Raw genomic sequence first — 22185 nt, 5'->3', positions numbered from 1 at the left:
GGTGCAAATGGCTGCTCTGGGAAATACAGGGCAGCCATTTTTCTTTATATTATACTCTGTTTACAGATGCCAGAAAAATGTAATGCGCTGCGGTACCGTTTCCTACGCAATCGTTTACCTTCACGCCCTCATAACAATTTGTTAGCAAATGCGTTAACTGGCAATTAACAGTTTTAATGAACGGATGTGCGTAGCTTCATGCAATAGATTGCAGTGAATGAACCTGCATCGTCCACGTGCGGAGCCATCTATCATAAAATGAACAGTTAAGAATGATGAGTGAAAATCATGAACACATTTACCAGTTGTTGCTGAAAAAGCGTAATGGCACTATTAACGAATCTGACGATCAATATGTATCAGCGTTAATCAGCGGTCATGAGGATGTCGAATTAATGTGGAGGGCTTTGAAGCATAGTTTTTCATTGCCGGGAGAAGAGAAGTTCTGGCAGCAGATAGATGTGACAAACGCCTGGACTTCCGTAAGGAGTGAATTGTCTGTTAAACATACGGGAATCCTTAGCATCAGAAAGTGGCTGTTTGCTGCCGCTGTGGTAATAGTCGCTATGGTCGGCATCAGCCTGATATGGAAAACTACCCACCGCAAGGTGGAACAAACGCCGGCAGTAGTAACGGCAACTCCTGCACCGGCTAACGGTCTGCAGTTGCAGCTGGCAGGAGGTGAGACCATTGCACTACCCTATAACCAGGCAAAACAAAATATTAAAGCCGGGGATGTACAGCTCAACGCTGGCGCCAGGAAGCTGCAATTTACCGGTGGTACTGCCATGGGCAATGGCTTTAATACGCTGACCGTACCACCTAAAATGGATTATAAGCTGTTGTTGTCAGACGGTACTGAGGTGTGGCTGAACGCTACCTCTAAACTGCGTTTCCCGTTTAACTTCACTGGCAACAAGCGGGAGGTATACCTGGACGGAGAGGCTTATTTCCAGGTAACAAAAAATGACGCCAAACCATTTATTGTACATACCGAGCAGACAGATATCGAGGTACTGGGTACTTCCTTTAACGTCAATGCTTATAACGATGGCATCACAAGAACCTCGCTGGTAAGCGGCTCCGTGATAGCCAGGGCAGATGGAAAAGAAATACATCTGCGGCCAGGACAGGAAGCCACTTACAAAACAGACAAGGGATATGATGTACACTCATTTGATGAGAGTGAAGTACTTGCCTGGATGAAAGGAGTATATGTGTTCCATAACACCTCTCTGCAGGAGATTGCCGAGGTGCTGGAACGCTGGTATGGTGTAAGGGTCGTTTTTGACAATAAGGAGCTGGCCAGCAAAAAGTTTACTGGTGGATTGGAGAAACTACAGCGCCTGGATTACTTCCTGGAAACCCTGGAGTTGATCGGCGACATCCATTACAGCTACGATGCAAATGGTACCCTACATCTGAAATAACTCCTTACGATAATATTTTATACTGCTGCGTAAGGTGTTTTATAGCATATTTTATCAATGAATTATGCCCTGTAAGGTTTAGCTTTTTGGAGATATTATGCCTGTGATTCTCGACCGTTTTAATACTGATATTAAGCGTCTGTGCAATCTCTTTAGTGCTCATTCCTTCTGCAATCATCTGCATCACCCTGAATTCCGTTTTGCTCAGTTTATGATGGACCTCAGGAGGGATAACGGGCATAGAAACGATGGTAGTGTGCTTTTTTTCTCTCTGCTGTACATTAAAGATCGTAAACCGGTTCAGCCTGGATTTTACACTCAACAATAATTCCTTACTCTTGAAAGGTTTTGACAGGAAGTCGTCAGCACCGAGATTCATGCCCATACGCATATCTTCTTTCCCTTCTTTCCCGCTGATGAAGATGAGAGGAATATGCTGGAGGGAAGGGTCATTCCGCAGCTCCATCAGAAAATGATATCCGCTTCCACCACGCAATCTTACACCACATACAACAAGATCAGGTCTATACTGCCGACAGATATAAATGCCCTCTTCGGGAGTAGTGGAAGTATAGATGTCGTAATGATGCAGGGTTAATAACTGTTGAATTTTCTTTATTAAAGCAGCATCTTCTTCAATAACCAGTATTCTATAAATTGGCTCTTTCATTGGCTAACTAGTTTGAGGTAGTTTGTTCGTCCCCGTTAGTGCTATCGTCATTACACCTGTTTGTCGGGCATTCGGATGAGTTTTTCTATTAAACGCATAACTGCTGCTGAAATTGGCAGTAGGCAAATATTCTATCCGCATAGTTATAGGTCGCGTATTAGTTTTTATGTTCAAATAAGTCTTTTTGATCGATGAACAATTCACATCCGTACAGTCCGCAGCAATGTAAACCGGACAATACAGGATTTACTTTTAATGAGGTTTTCCAGGGAAGATTGGTGGGTAGAAACAGTCAAGCAGCAAGCTAGGCGTAAATATGCGTCAAATATTGGGGCCTTTTACCGCCAAGACCGCTGTGCTTCTTTAAAATAAGTGTTAGCACCTAGAAATATGTGTGTCCTTACTCATTTTCTATATTGGCTTCCGAAATTTACGAAATTGGCAGCAACAATTGTACATCTTTACATAAGAAATGCATAAATCATTTAGCTTTAATAGCATTTGAAGTAGAAATTAATTTCAATGGGTTATAATAATTATATGTTTAATCGACATATCTGATCATACTAAACTGCCATATCCATATCCATAATAAAGCCACATGCTTTCGTAAGCCTGATATGCTGATTATGAGATTGTATACCAAGGCAAATACGAAAGATTTTTAAACACAGGTTTTCATAGGATAGATAACTAAATTGCCGCTCATTCCTGGGCGGCATATTTATTTTGTTCCCATAATTTATTAGCTTTATTCCCTACAGGTTTCACCATTTGCGTGGTATAACCGCAACGTGCATACTTAACTATCATAATTCCATGGAACAACAACCTAATTCCTCCAACCGGAGAGCTTTTATCCGGAACCTGTCACTGGGCAGTCTGGCCGCTATCAGTCTTCCAAACATTGCAACGGCAGCTGCAGGTGAAATGAAAGCCAAAAAAGTAACATTGAAAAAGGATGCGGTCATCCTCTTTCAGGGAGACTCTATCACAGATGCAGGACGTAAGCGGGACCAAAATGAAGCCAATAGCACCAGTGCACTGGGAAATGGTTATGCCTACCTTACAGCTGCAGCTTTGCTGAAGGAGTTTCCGGAGAAAAATCTGAAGATCTACAACAAGGGAATCAGCGGCAACAAGGTATACCAGCTGGCTGAAAGATGGGATGCGGACTGTCTGCAGATAAAACCTGATGTACTCAGTATCCTCATCGGGGTAAACGACTACTGGCACATGCTGAACGGCAACTACAACGGTACTATTAAAACCTACCGCGATGATTTTACCGCTTTGCTGGAACGTACCAAGCAGCAGTTACCAGACGTACAGCTGATCATTGGTGAACCTTTTGCTGTGAATGGCGTGAAGGCGGTGACTGACAAATGGTTCCCGGCATTCGACGAATATCGCGCAGCAGCCCGTGAAATTGCCACAAAGTTTAATGCAGCCTTCATTCCATACCAAAGTATTTACGACAAGGCCCAGCAGTCTGCACCGGGTTCTTATTGGACAGGAGATGGGGTACATCCTGCTATTGCAGGGGCATCGCTAATGGCAGCTTCCTGGATGGACGTGATCAAAAAATAATACAACTGAATAGCATAAAAAAGCCGCGGTGATTCCAGAGTGATCCGCGGCTTTTTTCGTTTATCAATGATTCCCCACCTTCGGAGGGATCAGTTTATAAATAATCGGGGTGACAATCCTTGACAACAGGGTGGAGCTGATCAAGCCGCCAATGAGTACTATCGCCAGGGGGGCTATCAATGGGTTGGTCGATATCGCAATGGGGATCAATCCCCCGATAGCGGTCAGCGAAGTCAGTACAATTGGCAGGAATCGTATTTCCCCGGCCTCCCTGATCGCTTCATCGAGCGACTTGCCCTGTTCTCTGAGCTGGTTCGTAAAATCCACCAGCAGGATGGTATTCTTCACCTCAATCCCCGCCAGGGCTATCATACCAATGATGGCCACAAAGGACAGGGAATTACCGGTAACCCATAGTCCGACGGCAGCGCCCACCACACCCAGTGGTATTACTGAGAGTACAATCAGGGTGCTTTTGAAGGTCTTGAACTCCAGTACCAGCACTGCTACGAACAGGAACATGGTAACAATGATAATGCTCATAAAGCCGCCGAAAGAGTCCTGCCTTGTTTCCACTTCACCACCCATTTCGTAGCTGTAGCCAGCAGGCAGGGGGAAGGCATTCATTTTCCCGATAGTGCTGTTGATCACCCTGTCTGTCAGGAAGCCTTCCTGTATGGAAGCTGTTACAGACACTACACGCCTTTTCTCCTGGTGATTGATCCGCAGGGGAGATGCCTCCATCCTGAGACTGGCCACCTGCGACAATGGATAAGGTTTATCATCCTGGTTGTTGACGTAAAGGTTGTTGAACACATCCATGGTAGGACGGCCATCCTTATTACGTGTCAGCAACACATCATATTCATTGTCATTCTTATCGGCATAGTGTCCGAGGTTCAGTCCAGCTACTGCCAGTCTCACTGTTCTGTCAATATTGATACTCGGAATACCCAGCAGCTGCGCTTTCTCTTTATCAATATCCACCCGGATATCTGTCTTCAGGAGCTTCACCGGATTGTTCACATAAATAGCGCCCGGTACTTTCTGCAGCATCGTTTCTACCCGTGCAGCCAGGCTGCGGAGGGTATCGAGATTATCGCCGAAGAGGCGTACTTCCACGGGGGCGGGGGCGGGTGGTCCCTGTTCGAAGTTAACCACCTCCACTTTAGCCCCGGGATATGGTGTCCACTGTCTACGCAACTTTTCAATGAGTTGGAGCTTGTCGTACGGCGTTGTGTGATTGTCCAGCTGTATGAAGATCTGGGCGAAGTCACTCCTTTCATTTTCCTGTATCACATTATAGTAGATACGGGGATTGCCCCTGCCCACATTCGTCGCGAAGTAGGCAACAGCCCTTTCCTTCTTCAACGCCTGTTCCACCTGCCTTGCGATGCTCTTGGTATAAGCAAGACTTGACTGCGGAGGTGTTGTAATATTCACCAGGAACTGGGGCTTTTCGGAAGCAGGGAAGAGACTGAAACCTACCACCTGGAATAATACGATGGAACCACCGAAAATGATCAGGGTAATGATGATTGAAAGCACTGGTCTTTTCAGCGCTTTATCCAATACGCGTGAATAGCTGCCATGGATCAGTCTTTTGAGGGCACGCATGAAGATGTTGCCCTCAGGATTACCCGTATGTTCCGGTAACAGCTTGCTGGCCAGGAAAGGAATGATCGTCAGCGACACGAACATAGATGCAAATACGCTCAGGATAACAGCCATTGGCAGTCCACGGATAAAGTCTCCGGCTCCTTCCGGCAGGAAGACCAGTGGCATGAAGGCAATGATTAATGCGGCTGTACATCCCACCACGGCAAGCCCGATCTGTTTGGTGGCTTTCAATGTAGCGTCCATTCTCGAATGACCTTCCAGTATCCAGCGCTCGATATTTTCTATTACGACGATACTATCATCTACCAGTAATCCCAATGCTACAACCAGTCCTACGATGCTCAGCTGGTTCAGATTATAACCGAATATATTGAGCAAAACAATCCCGATAGCCAGTGATAAAGGGATGGAGATCATGACGATCAATGCTGGCCGGAATCCAAGCGGCAACAGGGTAACAGCCACGAGTAGAATGGCGATTATGAAGTCTTTTCCCAGTCCACCCAGGCGCCTGTTCACGTTATCTGCCTGGTCAAAATGCTGGACCATGTCGATATTGGAGGGCAGTGTTTTCTTAAACTGAGCCAATACCGGGCGGTACAATTCTTTGGTGGCGCTGATGTTCTCACCTTCTTTCTGTGCAGCCACCACAAAGGCGCATCTGCGTCCGTTCAGCCTTGTCTCATACTGTTCATCTGCCAGACCGTAATAGATAGCGGCAACATCTTTCAGGAAGATGTTTTTTCCTTTACTGTTAAAGACAACGGTATTCTTTATTTCATCCAGCTGCTGATAACTGCCACTGCTTTTAATGTTGTAGCTGCGGTTGCCGGCTTCAATGCTACCTCCGGGGATATTGCTCATTTCGTTCTGTATGCTGGAAATGACCTTGTATACCGGTAGGCCCATCTGGGCGATCTTTTCGAGGTTCAGCTCAATTCTCACCTGCCTGTCCGGAAGACCATGTATCTCCACATTCTTCAGGGCTTTGATGGTTTCCAGGTCATCCTGCAGCTTCTCTGCATAATACTGTAGTTTGTCTTTGGACGCTGTTTCCGACACCAGTGCTATCTGCATAATGTTTACATCACTGGGTTGCTGGCGCATGACATCGATGCTGATGTTCTCAGGCAGCTGACTACGTTTGCCATTCACCACACGCAGTACTTCCTGGTATTTGTCATCGACGTTACTTCTGTATTTGTATTCCACGCGTATTACTGCCAGGCCATCGCCTATACTGGTACGCACACGTTTGATATTTTCCTGCGAGGATAATTCCTTTTCCAATGGATCTACCACCAGGTCTTCCATGTCTTTCGGGCTGGTGCCCGGATATACGACGACTACATTAAAGAAGGGAGATTTCACTTCGGGATCTTCGGACCGGGGCATGGTAAGAATGGTAGTAACACCCAGTACGATGATCATAATAAAGATCACCAGTGTAAACTGATAGTTCTTTACCGCGTATGAAGAAATTTTCATGATTCGTTGATTTATTAGAGGAGTTCCGTTGCCGGGCGAGTATTATTTTACGGTGATGGTGCTGCCTTCTGTCAGATAAGCACTACCTGAGATGATCAGGGCGCCTGCGTCCTGCAGTCCTTTGCTGATGATCACTTTATCGGCTTCCATTCCGGCGATGGTTACAGCTACTTTGTGAGCGGTTTTACTATCGTTGGTCACATATACATAACCTGTGCTGCCATCACCTTCCAGTAAGGCATCATAGGGAATGGCCCACGGGCCTTGGTCACTGGCAGAAGTAACTATTACAGGTTTGATAATTGCCTTGCCGAACATACCGAAAGCGATAGCGGACGGCCTTTCTCCCGTTAGCTTAATATCCGCAGTAAAAGAACCGCTTTGTGGCTGTACACCTTCTGACTTGCGGGATACAACACCCTGAAAGGCTTTACCGGGAACAGCTTCTACTTCTACACTCGCTTTATCCTGGAGATGGATAGCAGCCCACTCTTTATTGCTGACATTTACACGCAGCATCCAGTTGCCTGATTGTGCGCCATTGGTTTCCAGTACAGGAGTGCCTGGTTGTACCAGTTGTCCTTCGCTGGCTAATTTGCGCAGTATATAACCACTCTCCGTTGCCAGGATCTGGGAATGCGTACGGTTGAACTGTGCGGTCTTGAGTTGTTCACCTGCCATATCCAGCGCGGTTTTGGCGTTCTGGAGCTGTTCAAGGGTGGCAACACTATCCTTGTAAAGATTCTCTACACGTTTATGATCCCGTTGTGCCTTTTCAAATCCCAGCTGCGCCTGTTGTACCTGCGCATTGATCTCTATCGGGTTCAATACCGCGAGTAGTTGTCCCTTTTTAACAGCGTCGCCTTCCTTCACCATGATGCGTTGAATGATACCACCGGTTTTAAAGGAGAGCAATACTTCATCGTCTGTAGTGAACTGGCCTGATACAGAGATCGCCGGATTGGCGTTCATCTCACCGTTCAGCGGCAGGAGTTTTACTGGTATTTCGGTAGACTGGCTGTTGTTGTTTTCTGCTGCGCTGGGTGCTCCGCAGGAAATGACCAGGCAGGAGAAAGACGCCAGCAGCGATAAAGAGAGAATAGATTTCATGTTGAATATTTTTAAGGAAGTGGATTAAAGTTTATAGGAAGCCTGTGTGCGTTCGATGTCGGCGATGGCGGTTTGCACGGCTGCAAAAGCAACGGACAGCTGCAGCTTTGCATTGGTAAGCTGGTTCTGTGCATCCAGCAATTCGATATACAGTAGCTGTCCTGCTTTGTAAACCTTCGATTGATCTGTATAGTATTTTTCAGATAGCTTGAGTTGTTCCCTGGCGCTTTTAAAGTTGGCGACGGCTGTATGGTAGTTATTCTCCGCTACCTGTTGTTCCAGTTGGAAGGAGATATTGCTTTCGTTATAAGCCGCCTGTAGATTACTGATGTCGATGGCCGCCTGTTGTGCCTTGTATTTGCGCTGACCAGCGGCGAAAAGATCCCATTGCAGGTTCACGCCCCACATATAGTAACGGGATTTATTGTCGACGTTCCAGTTGAAACCTTGTGAGCCAAGATCCAGGAACGTGCTTAGTTTAGGCACCAGGTAGGACTTTGACTGACGGTAAAAGAGTGAGGCGATCTTTTGCTGTTGAGATAATTGCAGCAGTTCATCCCTTGTATTGCCGGTAGGAGTGGCAGGAGGTAATATTTCTTCCGGCATGAAAATGCTGCTGTCTACGGTAATAGCAGCGCTCAGATCACGGTTCAGCAGGAAATTGAAATACGCCTGGGCATTCTTTTGTTTATTTTCTGCTTCTGTAATGGAAGCGGCGATCTTTTGTTGTTCTGCTTTGGCACGGGTCAGCGCGGTACTGTTAGTAACGCCGTTGGCGAGGAAGCTGGTGTTGACCCTTATGTTCTCCTGCACCTGGAGCTGGGCAGTATTGTAGATCTCCACTGCTTTCCCTGCCTGGTAATACTGATAGTATGCTGTTTTAATATCTTTTACCAGTTTGCGCTTATACACGTTCACTGCTGCCTGCTGCATCGTAATGCTCTCTTTTCTGATCTTGTTGGCGTACCATATTTCCGTGTTCACTAAGGGAAGAGAAGTACGCACGTGCACATCATAGAAGTTATTCGGGTTCAGCAAAAACGATTGGTTTTGTACCTGCGGAAATTTCTCACTGTTGGTGAGCTGATTGAGTGTGCTGTACACAGGGTTCAGCATATCCCCGATAGGCAGGTCGATGGTACGGCCGCCATCCGTCTTTGTATAGCTACCCGCCAGGCCTATCTGTGGATAGAATAAGCTCTTAGCCTCTTTCAGGGCATAGAGCGACTTATCCAGCTGAAAGTTCTGCTGTTTCAGCCCCTGATTCTGTGAAAAGGCGCTCTGGATATACTCATCCAGGACCTTTCCCTGTCCATAGCCATACCGGGCAAACATTCCGGATAAGGCGAGCAGCATTATGAACGTTTTTCTTTTCATGATCGTAGTTGAAATTATGAACAGTGTTTAGTGGTAAAGGATAAAAAAAGACACCTTAAGTGTCGTAATCAGGCTGTTACCAGGCAGATAAGTGCGTTATGTTGACGAGGTCAAATAACAGGCACATATCTGCGTGATAAAAACCATTGATAGTTGATGACGTCAATTATCAGACGTCATCTCTTACTTTTTCATCAGCCGCAGATGTTCTTTGGCAGTGGCTATTATGATGTTACGGATCTGATCGTCAGGTAGTTGCATGACCTTAATGCGCTCCCTGATATAAAGAGAGATCAGGCCATGCCCGATTGACCAGATAGAGAGTGCTGCGATCTGTGGATTATCGAAACGCAGCTGGTCACCACACTTGTCTATTATATCGGCCAGGTAATTATAAGCTTCATCGCAATTCGGCCAGTCATTTTCATCGTCTACCGCCTTCATGGGAGCACGAAGGATGAACATCAGGTCATACAGATCCGGATGTTCGAAACCAAAGTTGATGTAACTGAAGAGCAGCTGTTCCAGTCTTTCCAGGGGATCAGTAGCTGTTACTTCCTTCACGAAGGCGTTATATAGTTCCAGGAAAGCCTGTCCCTGCACTTCATATAACAACTCGTCCTTGTCCTTATAATAGAGATAAATAGTGGCGGGACTGTATTCTATTTTATCAGCTATATTACGTATCGATGTCCTTTCAAACCCCTCTTTAATAAACATCTCCATGGCGGCGTCGATGATCAGTTTCCTCATTTCCTGCTTTTCCCGTTCTTTTCTGTCTGTGATGCCCATATAATTAACTTTACAGCACAAACTTACTGAACACTGTTCATAAAATGAAATATTTCTTTTAGCTTTACGTCATTAATTATAAAAAAAGCTACCCTATTATGACCAACACACATTCAAATGTAACAGGATCAGGAGTTTACACAATTTTAGGCGCAGGAGGGAGTATAGCGAAGGAGTTGACAACCGTTTTACTGGAGCAGGGAAAACATGTGAGATTGGTAAGCAGGCAGGCTAAGCCGGTAAGAGGGGTAACAGATATTATAGCGGCAGACATTACAGATCCCCTGGAGACGCGTAGGGCTGTCAGCGGTTCGGCCGTCGTGTTTTTATGTGTGGGGCTGGTCTATGACCACAAGGTCTGGCAGGAAAAATGGCCAAAGATCATTCAGAACGTGATTGAAGCCTGCAGCGAGGGCGGTATCCCTTTCATCTTTTTTGACAATGTATATATGTATGGGTTGGTGAATGGCGCCATGACCGAGGATACACCTTATAATCCAAGGAGTAAAAAAGGAGAGATCAGGGCAATGATCGCAGATAAGATCATGCAAAATGTGAAGCAGGGAAATCTTACCGCGAGTATTGCCCGCTCGGCGGACTTTTATGGTCCCTCGGCAGACAGCACCAGTGTACTGAATATTATGGTCATCAATAAACTGGCAAACGGGCAGGCTGCCAACTGGATGGGAAATGACCAGGTAACCCATAGTTACACTTTTACTCCCGATGCAGGAAAGGGGTTATATCTGCTGGCATCTGACGCATCGTCTTTTAACCAGGTATGGCATCTACCAACAACTAATCCGGCGCCTAACGGAAAAGAATATGTGGAAATGATAGCAGCAGCTTTACATGTGAAGCCCCGTTATTCAAAACTGAATGGCTTTATGATCCGCCTGGCAGGGCTTTTTAATAAGACTATCGGAGAATTGCATGAGATGATGTACCAGACTACACACCCGTATATTTTTGACAGTTCTAAATTTGAAAAGCATTTTAATTTTAAGCCTACATCCTATGAAGAAGGCATTTCTCTAACGGTGAAAAGTATAGCAGATAAAAAATAAATTTGGCGATTTAATTTGTTCTCCTATATCTTTGCACCAGTTCTTTAAGTTTCTTATCAAGAAAGGCAGAGGGAAATGGCCCTGCGAAGCCTTAGCAACCACCCGGTTCCACCAGACCGGAAAGGTGCTACATCCATCCCGCTTACAGCGGGAAAGATAAGTCAGTAGGTTTGATCTATTTTACTAAAAATATACAAAACTCACCTGGCTACCAGGTGAGTTTTTTGTTTTTAATGACTTCCTGCCACTATCTGCCCTCTCTTTGATAAGTTCCTCATAAGGACCTGTTTAATCAACAATTATCATCAAACTCAAAAACAAAAAAGAGATGAGCACAATCACAGAACTGATCCATTCTATTCCCGTAGATCCACAAACAGGCGCCATTGCTGTACCTATTTACCAGACCTCTACTTTCGTACAGGAGGCACCAGGCGTAAACAAGGGGTATGACTATGCAAGGACGAATAATCCTACCCGTGAAACATTGGAAAAAATAGCTGCGCAACTGGAAGGCGGTAGCACTGGCATTGCTTTTTCCAGCGGACTGGCCGCCATTGACGCTATTATAAAACTACTGCAATATGGTGATGAAATTGTGGCTGTGGATGATATCTACGGAGGGGCTTTCCGGTTATTCAACAAAGTGTATGATAAATTTGGTATCAAGGTTACTTATGTGGATACTTCAGATGTACAGGCAGTCTTTAATGCTATTACACCAGCTACTAAGCTTATATGGCTGGAAACACCTACCAATCCTACCCTGAAGATATCCGACATTGCTGCCATTGCGAAGATCGCGGCTGCCAGTAAATGCCTGTTCTGCGTGGACAATACATTCGCTTCTCCCGTATTACAACAGCCACTGGCACTCGGCGCCGATATCGTGGTGCATAGCGCCACCAAATACCTGGGTGGACATAGTGACCTGATAGCAGGACTGGTGGTGACAAAGACGCCTGAACTGGGTGCGGAGATCAAATTCTATCAGAACGCCTGTGGCGCTATTCTCTCACCATTTGACAGTTTCCTGTTGATTCGCGGTATCGAGACATTACACCTGCGTGTAAGGCAACACTGTGCCAATGCGGCGGCCATTGCGGAATACCTGGCGCAACATCCATTGGTAGATAAAGTATATTATCCCGGTCTTGCCAGTCACCCGGGGCATGATATTGCGAAAAAACAGTCGAAAGGGTTCGGTGGTATTGTTTCCTTTACTTTCAAGGACGATACCGAAGCGACAGCACAAGCTTTTGTGACTGGCACCCAATATTTTAAGCTGGCGGAAAGTCTGGGAGGTGTTAAAAGTTTGTTATGTCATCCGGCCAGTATGACCCACAAATCTATCCCTGACGAAAAGCGGAGAGCCGCCGGGGTGGCGGATAGTCTGGTCCGTTTATCGGTTGGACTGGAGGAGCCGGCCGACCTCCTTTCAGACCTCGATCTTGCCTTTCATAAAATTCAACAGGCGACCCGGTCCGTTTTAAGTCTATAGTTTCGTAGTTTGCAGTTTCTGGAATTGATAAACTGCAAATTGCGTAACTATGCTAAGACGTGTGTTTCTCAGTGTTTGCCTTTCCGCTATATGTTACTACACTTATGCCCAGGACAACACTTCTTTTATACTCAAAGACATTACCCTGATTGATGGGAGCGGGGCTGAAGCCCGTTCCCATGTCAGTCTGGTCGTTACCGACGACACCATTGCCGCTATACTACCGGCAGGTACAAACTATCCTGTTAAAGACGCTGAACAAATAGATGGTCAGGGAATGACGGTGATGCCGTTGTTGGTGAACGGCCATGGTCACGTAGGATTATTGCAGGGCACAACGATTGCCGCCGCCAATTATACCCCGGAAAATGTAAACCGCCATCTGATGCAATATCTGGAATATGGCGTGGGAACAGTATTGAGCCTGGGAACTGACCAGCCGGCGGCCTTCATTTTTAAAGATGCATCACGAATGGGTATGCTTCCCGGTGCTTCCTTTTATACTGCCGGTTATGGTTTTGGAACACCCAAAGGAGTTCCGCCGGTGGCATTCGGCCCTAGCATACTGCGTCCGGTGAACGCGGATCAGGCCTTGCAGGATATGCGCCGCCTGGTAGTATTGAAACCTGATTTTATCAAGATCTGGGTGGATGGAACACCCCGCATGCTTCCTGAAATTTATCATGCTATCATTACAGAAGCACATGCGCATAATATCAAAGTAGCCGCACATGTATATTACCTCGAAGATGCCCACAAGCTGGTAGATGCAGGTATCGATGTATTGGCACACAGTATCAGGGATCAGGAGGTCGACGATTCCCTGATCATTATGATGAAACAGAAGAATATCTGTTATATTCCCACCCTTTGCATCGAAGAATTCGCTTTTGCTTATGCCTCCCTGCCGGAATGGTTTCCGGATCCTTTCTTTGTCCGTTCGTTGGAACCTGGTGTATCGGATCTGCTGAAAAGCGAAGAATATCGCAAACAAAATAGTGAAGAACGGGAACGCAAGATGCAATCACTACAGATCGCTTCCAGGAACCTGCACAAAATGGATAGTGCAGGCGTAAAGATCGTCATGGGTACCGACTCCGGTGCGCAGCCAGTGAGGGCTATAGGTTTTTCTGAACACATGGAACTGCAACTGATGACAGAAGCGGGCATTCCTCCTTTAAGGGTGATCCAGTATGCCACTTATAACGGCGCTGCCATGCTGGGGATAGAAGGCCAGACAGGCAGCCTGCTGCCTGGTAAGAAGGCTGACTTTATGATATTGGACGCCAATCCATTACTGGATATCAGGGCTACACGCAGCATTAAAGCTATTTATAAGAACGGAAAACAGATACAATAATCAAAGCCTTGGCGCAGCCAACGCGCCGGAGAAAAAATATGAGATCAGTAGTAAACATGAGCCTATGTTTGTTATTGTGCCTGGTAACATTGACCGCGCAATCACAACGTAGAAAAACAACAAGGGGCAAATCCAAAGCAAGGACCACAAAAACAGCGAAGGTAGCTGCTCCTTCTTACACCGCAACACAGCAGTTACAGATGAGAAAATCATTCTACCTGTTATACCTGCTGGAAAGGAGTGGTCCTGCACACAACGTTATTGTAAAAGATGCTGTATTTAACCAGATAGCGAAAGACAGACAAGCACGATTAACTACTGCTTACAGTCAGTGTGCAGATGCCGCCTGTATTGGCAAAGCGCTGGAATGGACGGCAGATGAAATACAGGAAGTAAGTGATGAATTCAAAAAGCTGGCAGTCAGCAATCCCGATGTAGCAGAAATGGTGCAGCGTCTCAAGCTCGTTGATCGTTATCCGTTATATACACAGCATGCCGATACCACCTTTATTCGTCTGGCATGGCAGGATGTAGCCGCAGGTATCAATCATATCTGCCAGGTATATTTGCAGGGTATTCCGCCCCGCTATCCCAGGATCGATTCTATCTCTTTCCGGCCTTCAGATCCTGCCTTCGTAAAACAGGTGAAAACAGCGGTACAGCAGATCATGTCAGTGGGGACAGGTAATGCCTTCTACAGACAGCCTTTGCTGGGATCCCTGGAGGTATTGGAAATCAATGGCAGGGATGAGGCTACCCGTTATGAGCCTTTATATAAAGGTCAGAATGCAGCTGCCTTTGCAAAGTCCAGAAGGACCAACTGGAATGCATATCACTTCAGCACTATTCTGGTGCCGGGAAGCGGTCCCGGAAAGGCAGGACAAACCATGGACAGTATGGGTATGTTCCGTTGTAAACTGGCGGCAGAACAGTATCGTGATAATGTAGCGCCTTTTATTATTGTGTCCGGAGGGCATGTGCATCCATACAAAACACCTTTCTGCGAAGCGATCGAGATGAAAAAATATATGGTGAGCAAGTTAGGGATCCCGGATAGTGCAGTGATCATAGAGCCACATGCAAGGCATACGACCACCAACATTCGTAATGCGGTAAGGCTGGTATACCTCTTCAATATGCCTGCCTCCAAACCGATGCTGATCGTATCAGATTCATTCCAGTCGCTCGCTATTGAAAAGATGGCGCCACGCTTTATCAATGAAATAGGCTACCTGCCTTATACAGGGCTGGAAAGAAAAGCACCTACGGAGAATATTATACTACCGGATCTGAAAGCCTGGCAGCAGGACCCTGAAGATCCTCTCGATCCTTAAGCCAACGGCGCCCTTTCATGACCCTGGTCACCATCATGGCGGCTACTGTATCGCCGGTAGCATTCAGGATGGTGGCCAGTGGATCCACAAGGGTCCCGATTACCATTACCGCCGGCAGCGCTTCTATAGGGAAGCCGTATACAGACATCACTAACAGTTCCCCGATATAACCACCATTCGGAATTCCTCCTTCTACAATACTGACGATCACCGTTACCCCTAATGCCAGCAATACCGTGTCCACACCTGTCAGCGGACGGTGGAACATGGCAAATACAACGCCTATTTTCACAATAGAAGAGATGCTGGAACCGTCTTTATGCAGTGTGCCACCCAATGGTACAACCACATTGCCGATATGCTCCGGAATGCCCATACGCTGCGCAGCAGTCAGATTAGCCGGTATAGTAGCGATACTGCTGCAGGACCCAAGCGCAGTAAACGTGGGCACCAGGTTGTTTTTCCAGTAGATCTTCACACCCGCCATTCCGCCGGCTAGGAAAGCATATACGCTGAACATTACGATGAAATAAAACAATCCGAAGCCATAGTACAGCGCCATGGAACTGGCATAGGTGCCAAAGAGCTCAGGTCCCAGTGTACCGACCTGGTATGCGAAATAGGCGCCAAGACCAATAGGACCCAGTACCATGATGATGTTCAGCAGTTGTTTCATCACCTCATTACCCGAATCCAGGAAACGACGAAAAGCCTTACCTGATTCGCCTGCCTTCAGTGCTGCAAATCCTACCAGGGCAGAGAAGATGATGAAGGGTAACATGTTCTTTCGCGACAGCAGTTCATAAAATTCTCCTACTGTCAACAGTCGGGTGAGCTGTTCTCCGGGTCCGGCAGTATGCATTTCCTCCATCGCTGTGGGGCCGGTAGTAACTGCCTGTAAAGGAAAGAACCAGATAGCCACGATCGTAAGAAAGGCAGATACCAGGACAGTACCCACGAACACCAGGCCCATAACAGAGATCACCTTGCCCAGCTTCTGACTGGGATCAACATTGGCGATGGCTGAAGCAATGGCAAAGAACACCAGCGGTATAACAGCCGTAAAAAGAAGGTTCAGGAATATATCGCCTATCGGTTTAATCACTTCTACCTGTTTGCCGAAGATCAGTCCGAGGATGCTGCCGGCGATAATTCCGCCTAACAGCAATAGCAGGCTGCTATAATTTTTGAGTATGGTCCGCATGCCTCAAATATATTGAAAAGTCCACTTTATCAGATGTTTTGTCCATTTATAGCGCATAGGTGTTGTTTATCTTTACATATTATGAACAGGAAGGATTTTCTGGCCGCTATGGCCGTTTTGCCTGTAGGAGGATTATATATGCAATTACAAGAACTGGGTAAGATCACCCGTGAATATCAGCGTACTACGTTGATGCCGGCAATGTTTATCGGACATGGTAGCCCGATGAATGCTCTTTACGACAATGCTTTCACCCGCCGGCTGAAAGAGATGGGAGAATCAGTAAAACAATTACCTAACGCTATACTGGTAGTATCGGCGCACTGGCTGACAAGGGGCACACATGTGCTGACTGCCAGCAGGCCGGCTACAATACATGATTTCGGAGGCTTTCCGCAGGCACTGCATGAAGTGCAGTATCCAGCTCCGGGAGCACCGGAACTGGCCCGTGAAACAGCAAAGCTGATCAAAAGCACGGAGGTGGTGGAAGATGATCAGTGGGGACTGGACCATGGCACATGGACGGTGTTAAAGCACATGTATCCTGAAGCCAATATACCGGTATACCAACTGAGCATTGACTATTACAAGCCGCCTGCATATCATTTCCAGCTGGCGCAGGAGCTGAGAGAGCTTCGTAAGAGGGGAGTGCTGATTATCGGCAGTGGCAATCTTGTCCATAACCTGCGACAAATCAGTTTTTCAGAGAATGCCGCTCCTTTTGACTGGGCGTTAGAGTTTGATGCTATCGCAAAAGCCAAGATAGAGCAGCGTGCATTTGACGATCTGCTGCACTATGAAAGGCTGGGAGAGGCGGCAAAACTGTCCATCCCAACGCCGGATCACTATTTTCCTTTTATTTACGGTCTTGGCCTGGCTGGGGCGGATGAGGAGATCAGGTTCACCTATGAAGAGATCCAGAATGGCAGCATCAGTATGCGGTGTTTCCAGGTAGGGGAGTAGATAGTACCATTTTAAACATATAGAGGTCCAGGGATAAGGGTCGTACATACGGCTGTTATCCCTGGACTTTTTTTATGCTCCAAAGAAGGAAAAAATATAATTGTAGTTTTGACATTTATCACTAAATTGCACGAGGTAGCAATTACGTTTACCGAAAATTGCCCGTCCGGATGTTCCACTGTTATGCTATTTATCCGGCAGGCAAAGAGTCCTCTGACAGATCATTTATAGCGCTGCTTTTATAACTGCGGGATCTGTTTCCTGTCTGCGGGGGTGTGGTGTGTTGATAGTGTGGTACACCGGTTCAATCATGAAAATGTTTCTGCGAACTGCATGCAAATTCCAGTAATTTTTGCCGCATGCGGTCGATTCAATAACGTGAACTAGATCGCGAAGGTCGAACTCATTCGACCTTCTTTTTTTTCGGTTCCCGGAAAAAAAAGTCCCGGGGGGCACCCGGCGCCATAAACACGATTCCCTGGGGTGAAACCCCGGGCTACAAACAAGAGGACTCCCACGGAGTCCGATCTCAGCAAATAATTCCTGGAGAAAGCTCCGACTGTTTAAATTTCAAGCCAACTTAAGCAAATAAGGCGGGAATTGGGACTACGTTGCAGCTATTTAATTTATTAGCTTTGCCCCGCTAAAATTGTAAAACTGGCATATGAAAAAGGCATTTATATTTGACATGAACGGCACTATGATCGACGATATGGCGTATCATCTGGAGGGTTGGTATAACACATTATTAGAGCTGGGTGCAGGTTTGAGCCGGGAGGCAGTGAAAAAGGAAATGTATGGCAAGAACCAGGAGCTGCTGGTGCGTGTTTTTGGGAAGGACCGTTTTACAGCGGCAGAGATGGACGCATTATCCCTGGAAAAGGAGAAACGTTATCAGGCGGCTTATCTGCCTCATCTGCGACTGATACCGGGCCTGCAGGCATTCCTGGAAGCAGCTGAAAAAGAGGGCATCCCTATGGGTATAGGTACTGCGGCTATTCCTTTTAACGTTGACTTTGCATTGGACAATCTGCATATACGCCACTACTTTAAAAGTATCATTACTGCCAATGATGTAAGTACCAGCAAGCCGCATCCTGAAGTATTTCTGAAAGCAGCCGCTGAACTAGGCGCAGATCCTGCTTCCTGCATTGTTTTCGAAGATGCACCTAAAGGCGTGGAAGCTGCTGCCAATGCAGGTATGAAGGCGGTGGTGCTAACTACTATGCACACCCGTGAAGAGTTCAGCGACTACGATAATATCATCACTTTCGTATCTGATTATAACACCTTAATTCCCGGTCAATTATTCTGAGAAAAAATAATTGTAAATTTGACATTTAAAGTTCTATCTTGTGTAGAAATAAACAGTCTGTGAGTCAAAAAGCTGGCAATGTCAACAGGGAGTTTTATATTAGCGGAATTAAACTCCTGGATAGTATGACACGTTATTCCCGGCAAACCCGGATGCTTGTAGCAGTAGACTGTATTATTTTCGGTTTTGACGGACAGGATCTAAAGCTTTTGCTGATCAAGCGTGGTTTTGAGCCGGAAAAGGGAAAATGGAGCCTGATGGGAGGCTTCGTGCAGACTGATGAAGATCTGGAGCAGGCGGCAGCCCGCACCTTAACCAAGCTCACGGGGCTGGAAGGGGTCTATATGGAGCAGCTGACGGCTTTCGGCAGCCCGAATAGGGACCCGATGGAACGTACGCTTTCTGTAGCCTATTTTGCATTGATTGACATCAACCAGTACAAGCAACAGATCACGGATGAGTACAAAGCTGAGTGGTTCCCACTCAAGGATGCACCCAAACTGATCTTTGACCATGCTAAAATGGTAGAAGAAGCCCAGGCCCGGTTACGTTACAAGGCAGCTATTCACCCGCTGTTATTTGAACTGTTACCGACCAGGTTTACCATCCCCCAATTGCAGATACTGTTTGAAGCAGTATACGATGCCGGCTTTGACAAGCGTAATTTCAGCAGGAAAGTATTATCTACCGGCTTACTTGTCAAACAGAAAGAAAAAGAGAGGGCTACTTCCAAAAGGGGAGCATTCTATTACAAGCTGGATAAAAGAAAATACAGCGCCAAATTCCACGCCTTCCTCAATTTTGTTTCCGATCCCGGAAATCTGAAATAAGGCAGACTGATATGGTAATCACCGTCATGGTGATAGTCATATCAGCATTTTTTTGCCTTGTTTTATAATTGTCGGTTTGACAATAAAGTAGACTGGAACATTTACTCATTTTAAAATAGCTGCTGTCTTCCGCTGCCGACAGGCCCGGAAACAGTTCAAGTAGGTACGTTATGGAAAATTCATTTGTAATAGGTGTCGACTTTGGCACCGATTCAGTACGGTCTCTCGTAGTGAATACCCGGACAGGAGAAGAAGTTGGCAGTGCCGTGCACTATTATCCCCGCTGGCAGAAAGGATTGTATTGCGATCCTGCTGTGCAGCAATACCGTCAGCATCCCCTGGATTATCTGGAAGGGCTGGAACAAAGCATCCTCGGCGCATTGAAACAATGCCCGGCAGGTACCGCTGCGCTGGTGAAAGGTATTGCGGTGGATACAACGGGTTCTACCCCCGGTCCGGTAGATGAAACGGGCACTCCACTGGCCCTCTTACCTGGTTTTGAGAACAATCCTAACGCGATGTTCGTGCTATGGAAAGATCATACAGGCAATAAAGAAGCCGCATTGATCAATGAGACCGCACATAGCAATGAAACAGACTATACAAAATATTGTGGTGGCATTTACAGCAGTGAATGGTACTGGGCAAAGATCCTGCATGTCATCACAGAAGACGCAGCTGTGAGAGAGAAAGCAGCCTCCTGGGTGGAGCATTGCGACTGGATCCCGGCGCTGCTGACAGGCAACAAGCGCCTGAGCACCTTACTGCGTAGCCGTTGTGCGGCGGGCCATAAAGCCATGTGGCATGCTTCATGGGGTGGTTTACCACCGAAGGATTTCCTGGAGAAATTAAACCCCTTGCTGGGCAAATATGATCAGACATATACAGATACTGTAGAAGCGACCGTTCCGGCTGGCACCATCAGTGAAGAATGGGCGACCCGCCTCGGTCTTTCAAAAGACGTGGTAATAGGTACCGGTGCTTTCGATGCCCACATGGGCGCTGTGGGCGGCGGTATTCAGTCATACTCACTCTGTAAGGTGATCGGCACCAGCACCTGCGACATCCTCGTGGCGCCAATGGAAGAAGCCGGACATCTGTTTGTAAAAGGTATCTGCGGACAGGTAGATGGCTCTGTAATACCTGGCATGCTGGGACTGGAAGCCGGACAATCCGCCTATGGCGATGTATTTGCCTGGTTGCGCCGCCTGATCATGGGGCCATTATATGCTCTGCTACCGGAAGATAAAGAGAAGCTTACCGCTGTAGAAGATAAATTATTAGGCTATCTGTCGCAACAGGCGCAGCAGCTGCCCTTAAAGGATAACGATCCACTGGCACTGGACTGGTTCAATGGCCGTCGTACGCCAGATGCCAATCATACGGTGAAAAGCACTATTACCGGCTTACACCTGGGGATAGATGCAGTGCAAATGTTCAAAGCACTGGTAGAAGCAACCGCTTTCGGTGCACAGAGCATCGCAGAACGTTTCGCGAAAGAAGGTGTGCCTATTAAAGAAGTGATAGCACTGGGCGGTGTAGCTAAGAAATCTTCTTACGCGATGCAGGTACTGGCAGATGTGATGAACAGACCTATCAGGATCGTGAACAGTGAGAATGCATGTGCACTGGGCGCAGCAATGTTTGCAGCCGTAGCTGCAGGTGTTTATACTGATATTAAGAGTGCGCAGAAAGCAATGACCTCCGGATTTGAAACTGTCTGGCAGCCCCGCCAGGAGAATGTTCCATACTATGCGGCCCGTTACCGTCAATTCCAGGAACTGGGTGCATTCACCGAAAAATTGTATGTATGAGCAACCGATATAAAAGCATCCAGGAACAGGCTTACGAAGCCAATATGCAATTGCCTGCATTAGGACTGGTGCTGTTCACTTTTGGCAATGTGAGTGTGGTAGACCGCGGCCTGGGCGTCTTTGCCATTAAACCCAGCGGCGTGCCTTATGCGTTATTGTCGCCGGATAAAATGGTCATCGTGGATTTTGATGCACAGACAGTCGAAGGAACCGGACGTCCATCCTCAGATACCAAAACCCATGCAGTATTATATAAGCACTGGGAAGAAATCGGAGGTATTGTACATACACACTCCACCTATGCTACTGCCTGGGCACAGGCACAGCGGGATATTCCCATCTATGGCACTACACATGCTGATCATCTGACAGCAGATGTACCCTGTGCGGCGCCGATGAGCGATGAGATGATCAAGGGCAACTATGAGCATGAAACGGGCTTCCAGATTATGCAGTGCCTGCAGGAAAGACAATTGTCTTATAAGGATGTGGAGATGATGCTCGTGGGTAACCATGCGCCTTTTACCTGGGGGAAGACGGCTGACAAAGCTGTGTACAATGCAGCAGTACTGGAAGAGGTAGCGCGGATGGCTTACCTCACAGAAACGATCCGTCCGGAGTGTCCGAAACTGAAAGATTCCCTGATCAAAAAACATTTTGAACGCAAACACGGGCCCGATTCCTATTATGGTCAACAGTGATAGAGAAGGTCATATCTAA

At 46.8% G+C, this 22185-nt stretch carries 17 protein-coding genes and 1 riboswitch; of the genes, 11 read left to right on the top strand and 6 right to left on the bottom strand.

All coding sequences use genetic code 11. From position 1 onward, the window contains the following. The first annotated feature begins 272 nt into the window (after nucleotides 1-272). Complete coding sequence (locus CLV42_RS32195) at nucleotides 273-1430, top strand: FecR family protein (protein WP_106606063.1); 1158 nt, start codon at nucleotides 273-275, stop codon at nucleotides 1428-1430. A gap of 4 nt (nucleotides 1431-1434) precedes the next feature. On the opposite strand, the gene CLV42_RS32190 is transcribed toward CLV42_RS32195, so the two are convergent. After that, nucleotides 1435-2100 (bottom strand): response regulator transcription factor, encoded by a 666-nt coding sequence (locus tag CLV42_RS32190; protein ID WP_106606062.1) that lies wholly within the window; start codon nucleotides 2098-2100, stop codon nucleotides 1435-1437. An 819-nt stretch (nucleotides 2101-2919) separates the two neighbouring features. Here CLV42_RS32190 and CLV42_RS32185 point away from each other — a divergent pair. After that, on the top strand, nucleotides 2920-3690 hold the full coding sequence (locus CLV42_RS32185) for an SGNH/GDSL hydrolase family protein (protein WP_106606061.1): 771 nt from the start codon (nucleotides 2920-2922) through the stop codon (nucleotides 3688-3690). Between the two features lie 63 nt (nucleotides 3691-3753). Here the strand turns inward: CLV42_RS32185 and CLV42_RS32180 are convergent, their stop codons facing one another. From CLV42_RS32180 to CLV42_RS32165, 4 genes are all read right to left on the bottom strand, one after another. Then, entirely contained in the window at nucleotides 3754-6798 is a 3045-nt protein-coding gene (locus CLV42_RS32180) for an efflux RND transporter permease subunit (protein WP_106606060.1), read from the bottom strand. A gap of 42 nt (nucleotides 6799-6840) precedes the next feature. Next, nucleotides 6841-7908 (bottom strand): efflux RND transporter periplasmic adaptor subunit, encoded by a 1068-nt coding sequence (locus tag CLV42_RS32175; RefSeq protein ID WP_106606059.1) that lies wholly within the window; start codon nucleotides 7906-7908, stop codon nucleotides 6841-6843. A 24-nt stretch (nucleotides 7909-7932) separates the two neighbouring features. Then, nucleotides 7933-9285, bottom strand: coding sequence for a TolC family protein (locus CLV42_RS32170; RefSeq protein WP_106606058.1), 1353 nt, complete (start codon nucleotides 9283-9285; stop codon nucleotides 7933-7935). Between the two features lie 183 nt (nucleotides 9286-9468). Continuing rightward, a complete protein-coding gene (locus CLV42_RS32165) occupies nucleotides 9469-10077 on the bottom strand; it encodes a TetR/AcrR family transcriptional regulator (protein WP_106606057.1) in 609 nt (202 codons plus the stop codon). A 98-nt stretch (nucleotides 10078-10175) separates the two neighbouring features. On the opposite strand from CLV42_RS32165, the gene CLV42_RS32160 reads away from it, so the two are divergent. The 4 genes from CLV42_RS32160 to CLV42_RS32145 all read left to right on the top strand — a co-directional run bounded on the left by CLV42_RS32160 (nucleotide 10176) and on the right by CLV42_RS32145 (nucleotide 15339). Beyond that, nucleotides 10176-11144 (top strand): NAD-dependent epimerase/dehydratase family protein, encoded by a 969-nt coding sequence (locus CLV42_RS32160; RefSeq protein WP_106606056.1) that lies wholly within the window; start codon nucleotides 10176-10178, stop codon nucleotides 11142-11144. 50 nt (nucleotides 11145-11194) lie between these two features. Further along, a riboswitch (SAM riboswitch) is annotated at nucleotides 11195-11307 on the top strand. A 165-nt stretch (nucleotides 11308-11472) separates the two neighbouring features. Further along, entirely contained in the window at nucleotides 11473-12645 is a 1173-nt protein-coding gene (locus CLV42_RS32155) for a trans-sulfuration enzyme family protein (RefSeq protein WP_106606055.1), read from the top strand. Nucleotides 12646-12694: 49 nt separating this feature from the next. After that, complete coding sequence (locus CLV42_RS32150; protein ID WP_106606054.1) at nucleotides 12695-14005, top strand: amidohydrolase family protein; 1311 nt, start codon at nucleotides 12695-12697, stop codon at nucleotides 14003-14005. Between the two features lie 38 nt (nucleotides 14006-14043). Next, a complete protein-coding gene (locus CLV42_RS32145; RefSeq protein ID WP_106606053.1) occupies nucleotides 14044-15339 on the top strand; it encodes a YdcF family protein in 1296 nt (431 codons plus the stop codon). Here the strand turns inward: CLV42_RS32145 and CLV42_RS32140 are convergent. Further along, nucleotides 15281-16543: a dicarboxylate/amino acid:cation symporter gene (locus tag CLV42_RS32140; protein ID WP_106606052.1), complete on the bottom strand. Its 1263-nt coding sequence runs from the start codon at nucleotides 16541-16543 to the stop codon at nucleotides 15281-15283. The genes CLV42_RS32145 and CLV42_RS32140 overlap by 59 nt on opposite strands. Before the next feature lie 81 nt (nucleotides 16544-16624). Between CLV42_RS32140 and ygiD the strand changes: the two genes are divergently transcribed. The 5 genes from ygiD to CLV42_RS32115 all read left to right on the top strand — a co-directional run bounded on the left by ygiD (nucleotide 16625) and on the right by CLV42_RS32115 (nucleotide 22166). Then, a complete protein-coding gene (gene ygiD / locus CLV42_RS32135) occupies nucleotides 16625-17506 on the top strand; it encodes a 4,5-DOPA-extradiol-dioxygenase (protein WP_106606051.1) in 882 nt (293 codons plus the stop codon). 664 nt (nucleotides 17507-18170) lie between these two features. Further along, a complete protein-coding gene (locus CLV42_RS32130; protein WP_106606050.1) occupies nucleotides 18171-18821 on the top strand; it encodes an HAD family hydrolase in 651 nt (216 codons plus the stop codon). Nucleotides 18822-18946: 125 nt separating this feature from the next. Next, on the top strand, nucleotides 18947-19651 hold the full coding sequence (locus tag CLV42_RS32125) for an NUDIX hydrolase (RefSeq protein ID WP_106606049.1): 705 nt from the start codon (nucleotides 18947-18949) through the stop codon (nucleotides 19649-19651). A 170-nt stretch (nucleotides 19652-19821) separates the two neighbouring features. Then, nucleotides 19822-21465 carry a ribulokinase gene (locus tag CLV42_RS32120; protein ID WP_106606048.1) on the top strand — a complete coding sequence of 548 codons (1644 nt, stop codon included), beginning with the start codon at nucleotides 19822-19824 and terminating at the stop codon, nucleotides 21463-21465. Then, entirely contained in the window at nucleotides 21462-22166 is a 705-nt protein-coding gene (locus CLV42_RS32115; protein ID WP_106606047.1) for an L-ribulose-5-phosphate 4-epimerase, read from the top strand. The genes CLV42_RS32120 and CLV42_RS32115 overlap by 4 nt, the downstream gene beginning before the upstream one ends. The last annotated feature ends 19 nt before the right edge of the window (nucleotides 22167-22185 follow it).

Source organism: Chitinophaga ginsengisoli (genome assembly GCF_003014595.1).
Taxonomy (GTDB): domain Bacteria; phylum Bacteroidota; class Bacteroidia; order Chitinophagales; family Chitinophagaceae; genus Chitinophaga; species Chitinophaga ginsengisoli.
Note: the sequence above shows the minus strand (reverse complement) of the source record. Positions and strands in the feature narration are given on the sequence as shown.

Bases quoted from the DNA above. Each gene is read 5' to 3' on its own strand.
- CLV42_RS32175 (WP_106606059.1), bottom strand. From the start codon at position 7,908: ATGAAATCTATTCTCTCTTTATCGCTGCTGGCGTCTTTCTCCTGCCTG.
- CLV42_RS32120 (WP_106606048.1), top strand. From the start codon at position 19,822: ATGGAAAATTCATTTGTAATAGGTGTCGACTTTGGCACCGATTCAGTA.
- ygiD (WP_106606051.1), top strand. From the start codon at position 16,625: ATGAACAGGAAGGATTTTCTGGCCGCTATGGCCGTTTTGCCTGTAGGA.
- CLV42_RS32150 (WP_106606054.1), top strand. From the start codon at position 12,695: ATGCTAAGACGTGTGTTTCTCAGTGTTTGCCTTTCCGCTATATGTTAC.
- CLV42_RS32180 (WP_106606060.1), bottom strand. From the start codon at position 6,798: ATGAAAATTTCTTCATACGCGGTAAAGAACTATCAGTTTACACTGGTG.
- CLV42_RS32195 (WP_106606063.1), top strand. From the start codon at position 273: ATGATGAGTGAAAATCATGAACACATTTACCAGTTGTTGCTGAAAAAG.
- CLV42_RS32130 (WP_106606050.1), top strand. From the start codon at position 18,171: ATGAAAAAGGCATTTATATTTGACATGAACGGCACTATGATCGACGAT.
- CLV42_RS32185 (WP_106606061.1), top strand. From the start codon at position 2,920: ATGGAACAACAACCTAATTCCTCCAACCGGAGAGCTTTTATCCGGAAC.
- CLV42_RS32155 (WP_106606055.1), top strand. From the start codon at position 11,473: ATGAGCACAATCACAGAACTGATCCATTCTATTCCCGTAGATCCACAA.
- CLV42_RS32140 (WP_106606052.1), bottom strand. From the start codon at position 16,543: ATGCGGACCATACTCAAAAATTATAGCAGCCTGCTATTGCTGTTAGGC.
- CLV42_RS32190 (WP_106606062.1), bottom strand. From the start codon at position 2,100: ATGAAAGAGCCAATTTATAGAATACTGGTTATTGAAGAAGATGCTGCT.
- CLV42_RS32165 (WP_106606057.1), bottom strand. From the start codon at position 10,077: ATGGGCATCACAGACAGAAAAGAACGGGAAAAGCAGGAAATGAGGAAA.
- CLV42_RS32125 (WP_106606049.1), top strand. From the start codon at position 18,947: ATGACACGTTATTCCCGGCAAACCCGGATGCTTGTAGCAGTAGACTGT.
- CLV42_RS32170 (WP_106606058.1), bottom strand. From the start codon at position 9,285: ATGAAAAGAAAAACGTTCATAATGCTGCTCGCCTTATCCGGAATGTTT.
- CLV42_RS32160 (WP_106606056.1), top strand. From the start codon at position 10,176: ATGACCAACACACATTCAAATGTAACAGGATCAGGAGTTTACACAATT.
- CLV42_RS32115 (WP_106606047.1), top strand. From the start codon at position 21,462: ATGAGCAACCGATATAAAAGCATCCAGGAACAGGCTTACGAAGCCAAT.
- CLV42_RS32145 (WP_106606053.1), top strand. From the start codon at position 14,044: ATGAGATCAGTAGTAAACATGAGCCTATGTTTGTTATTGTGCCTGGTA.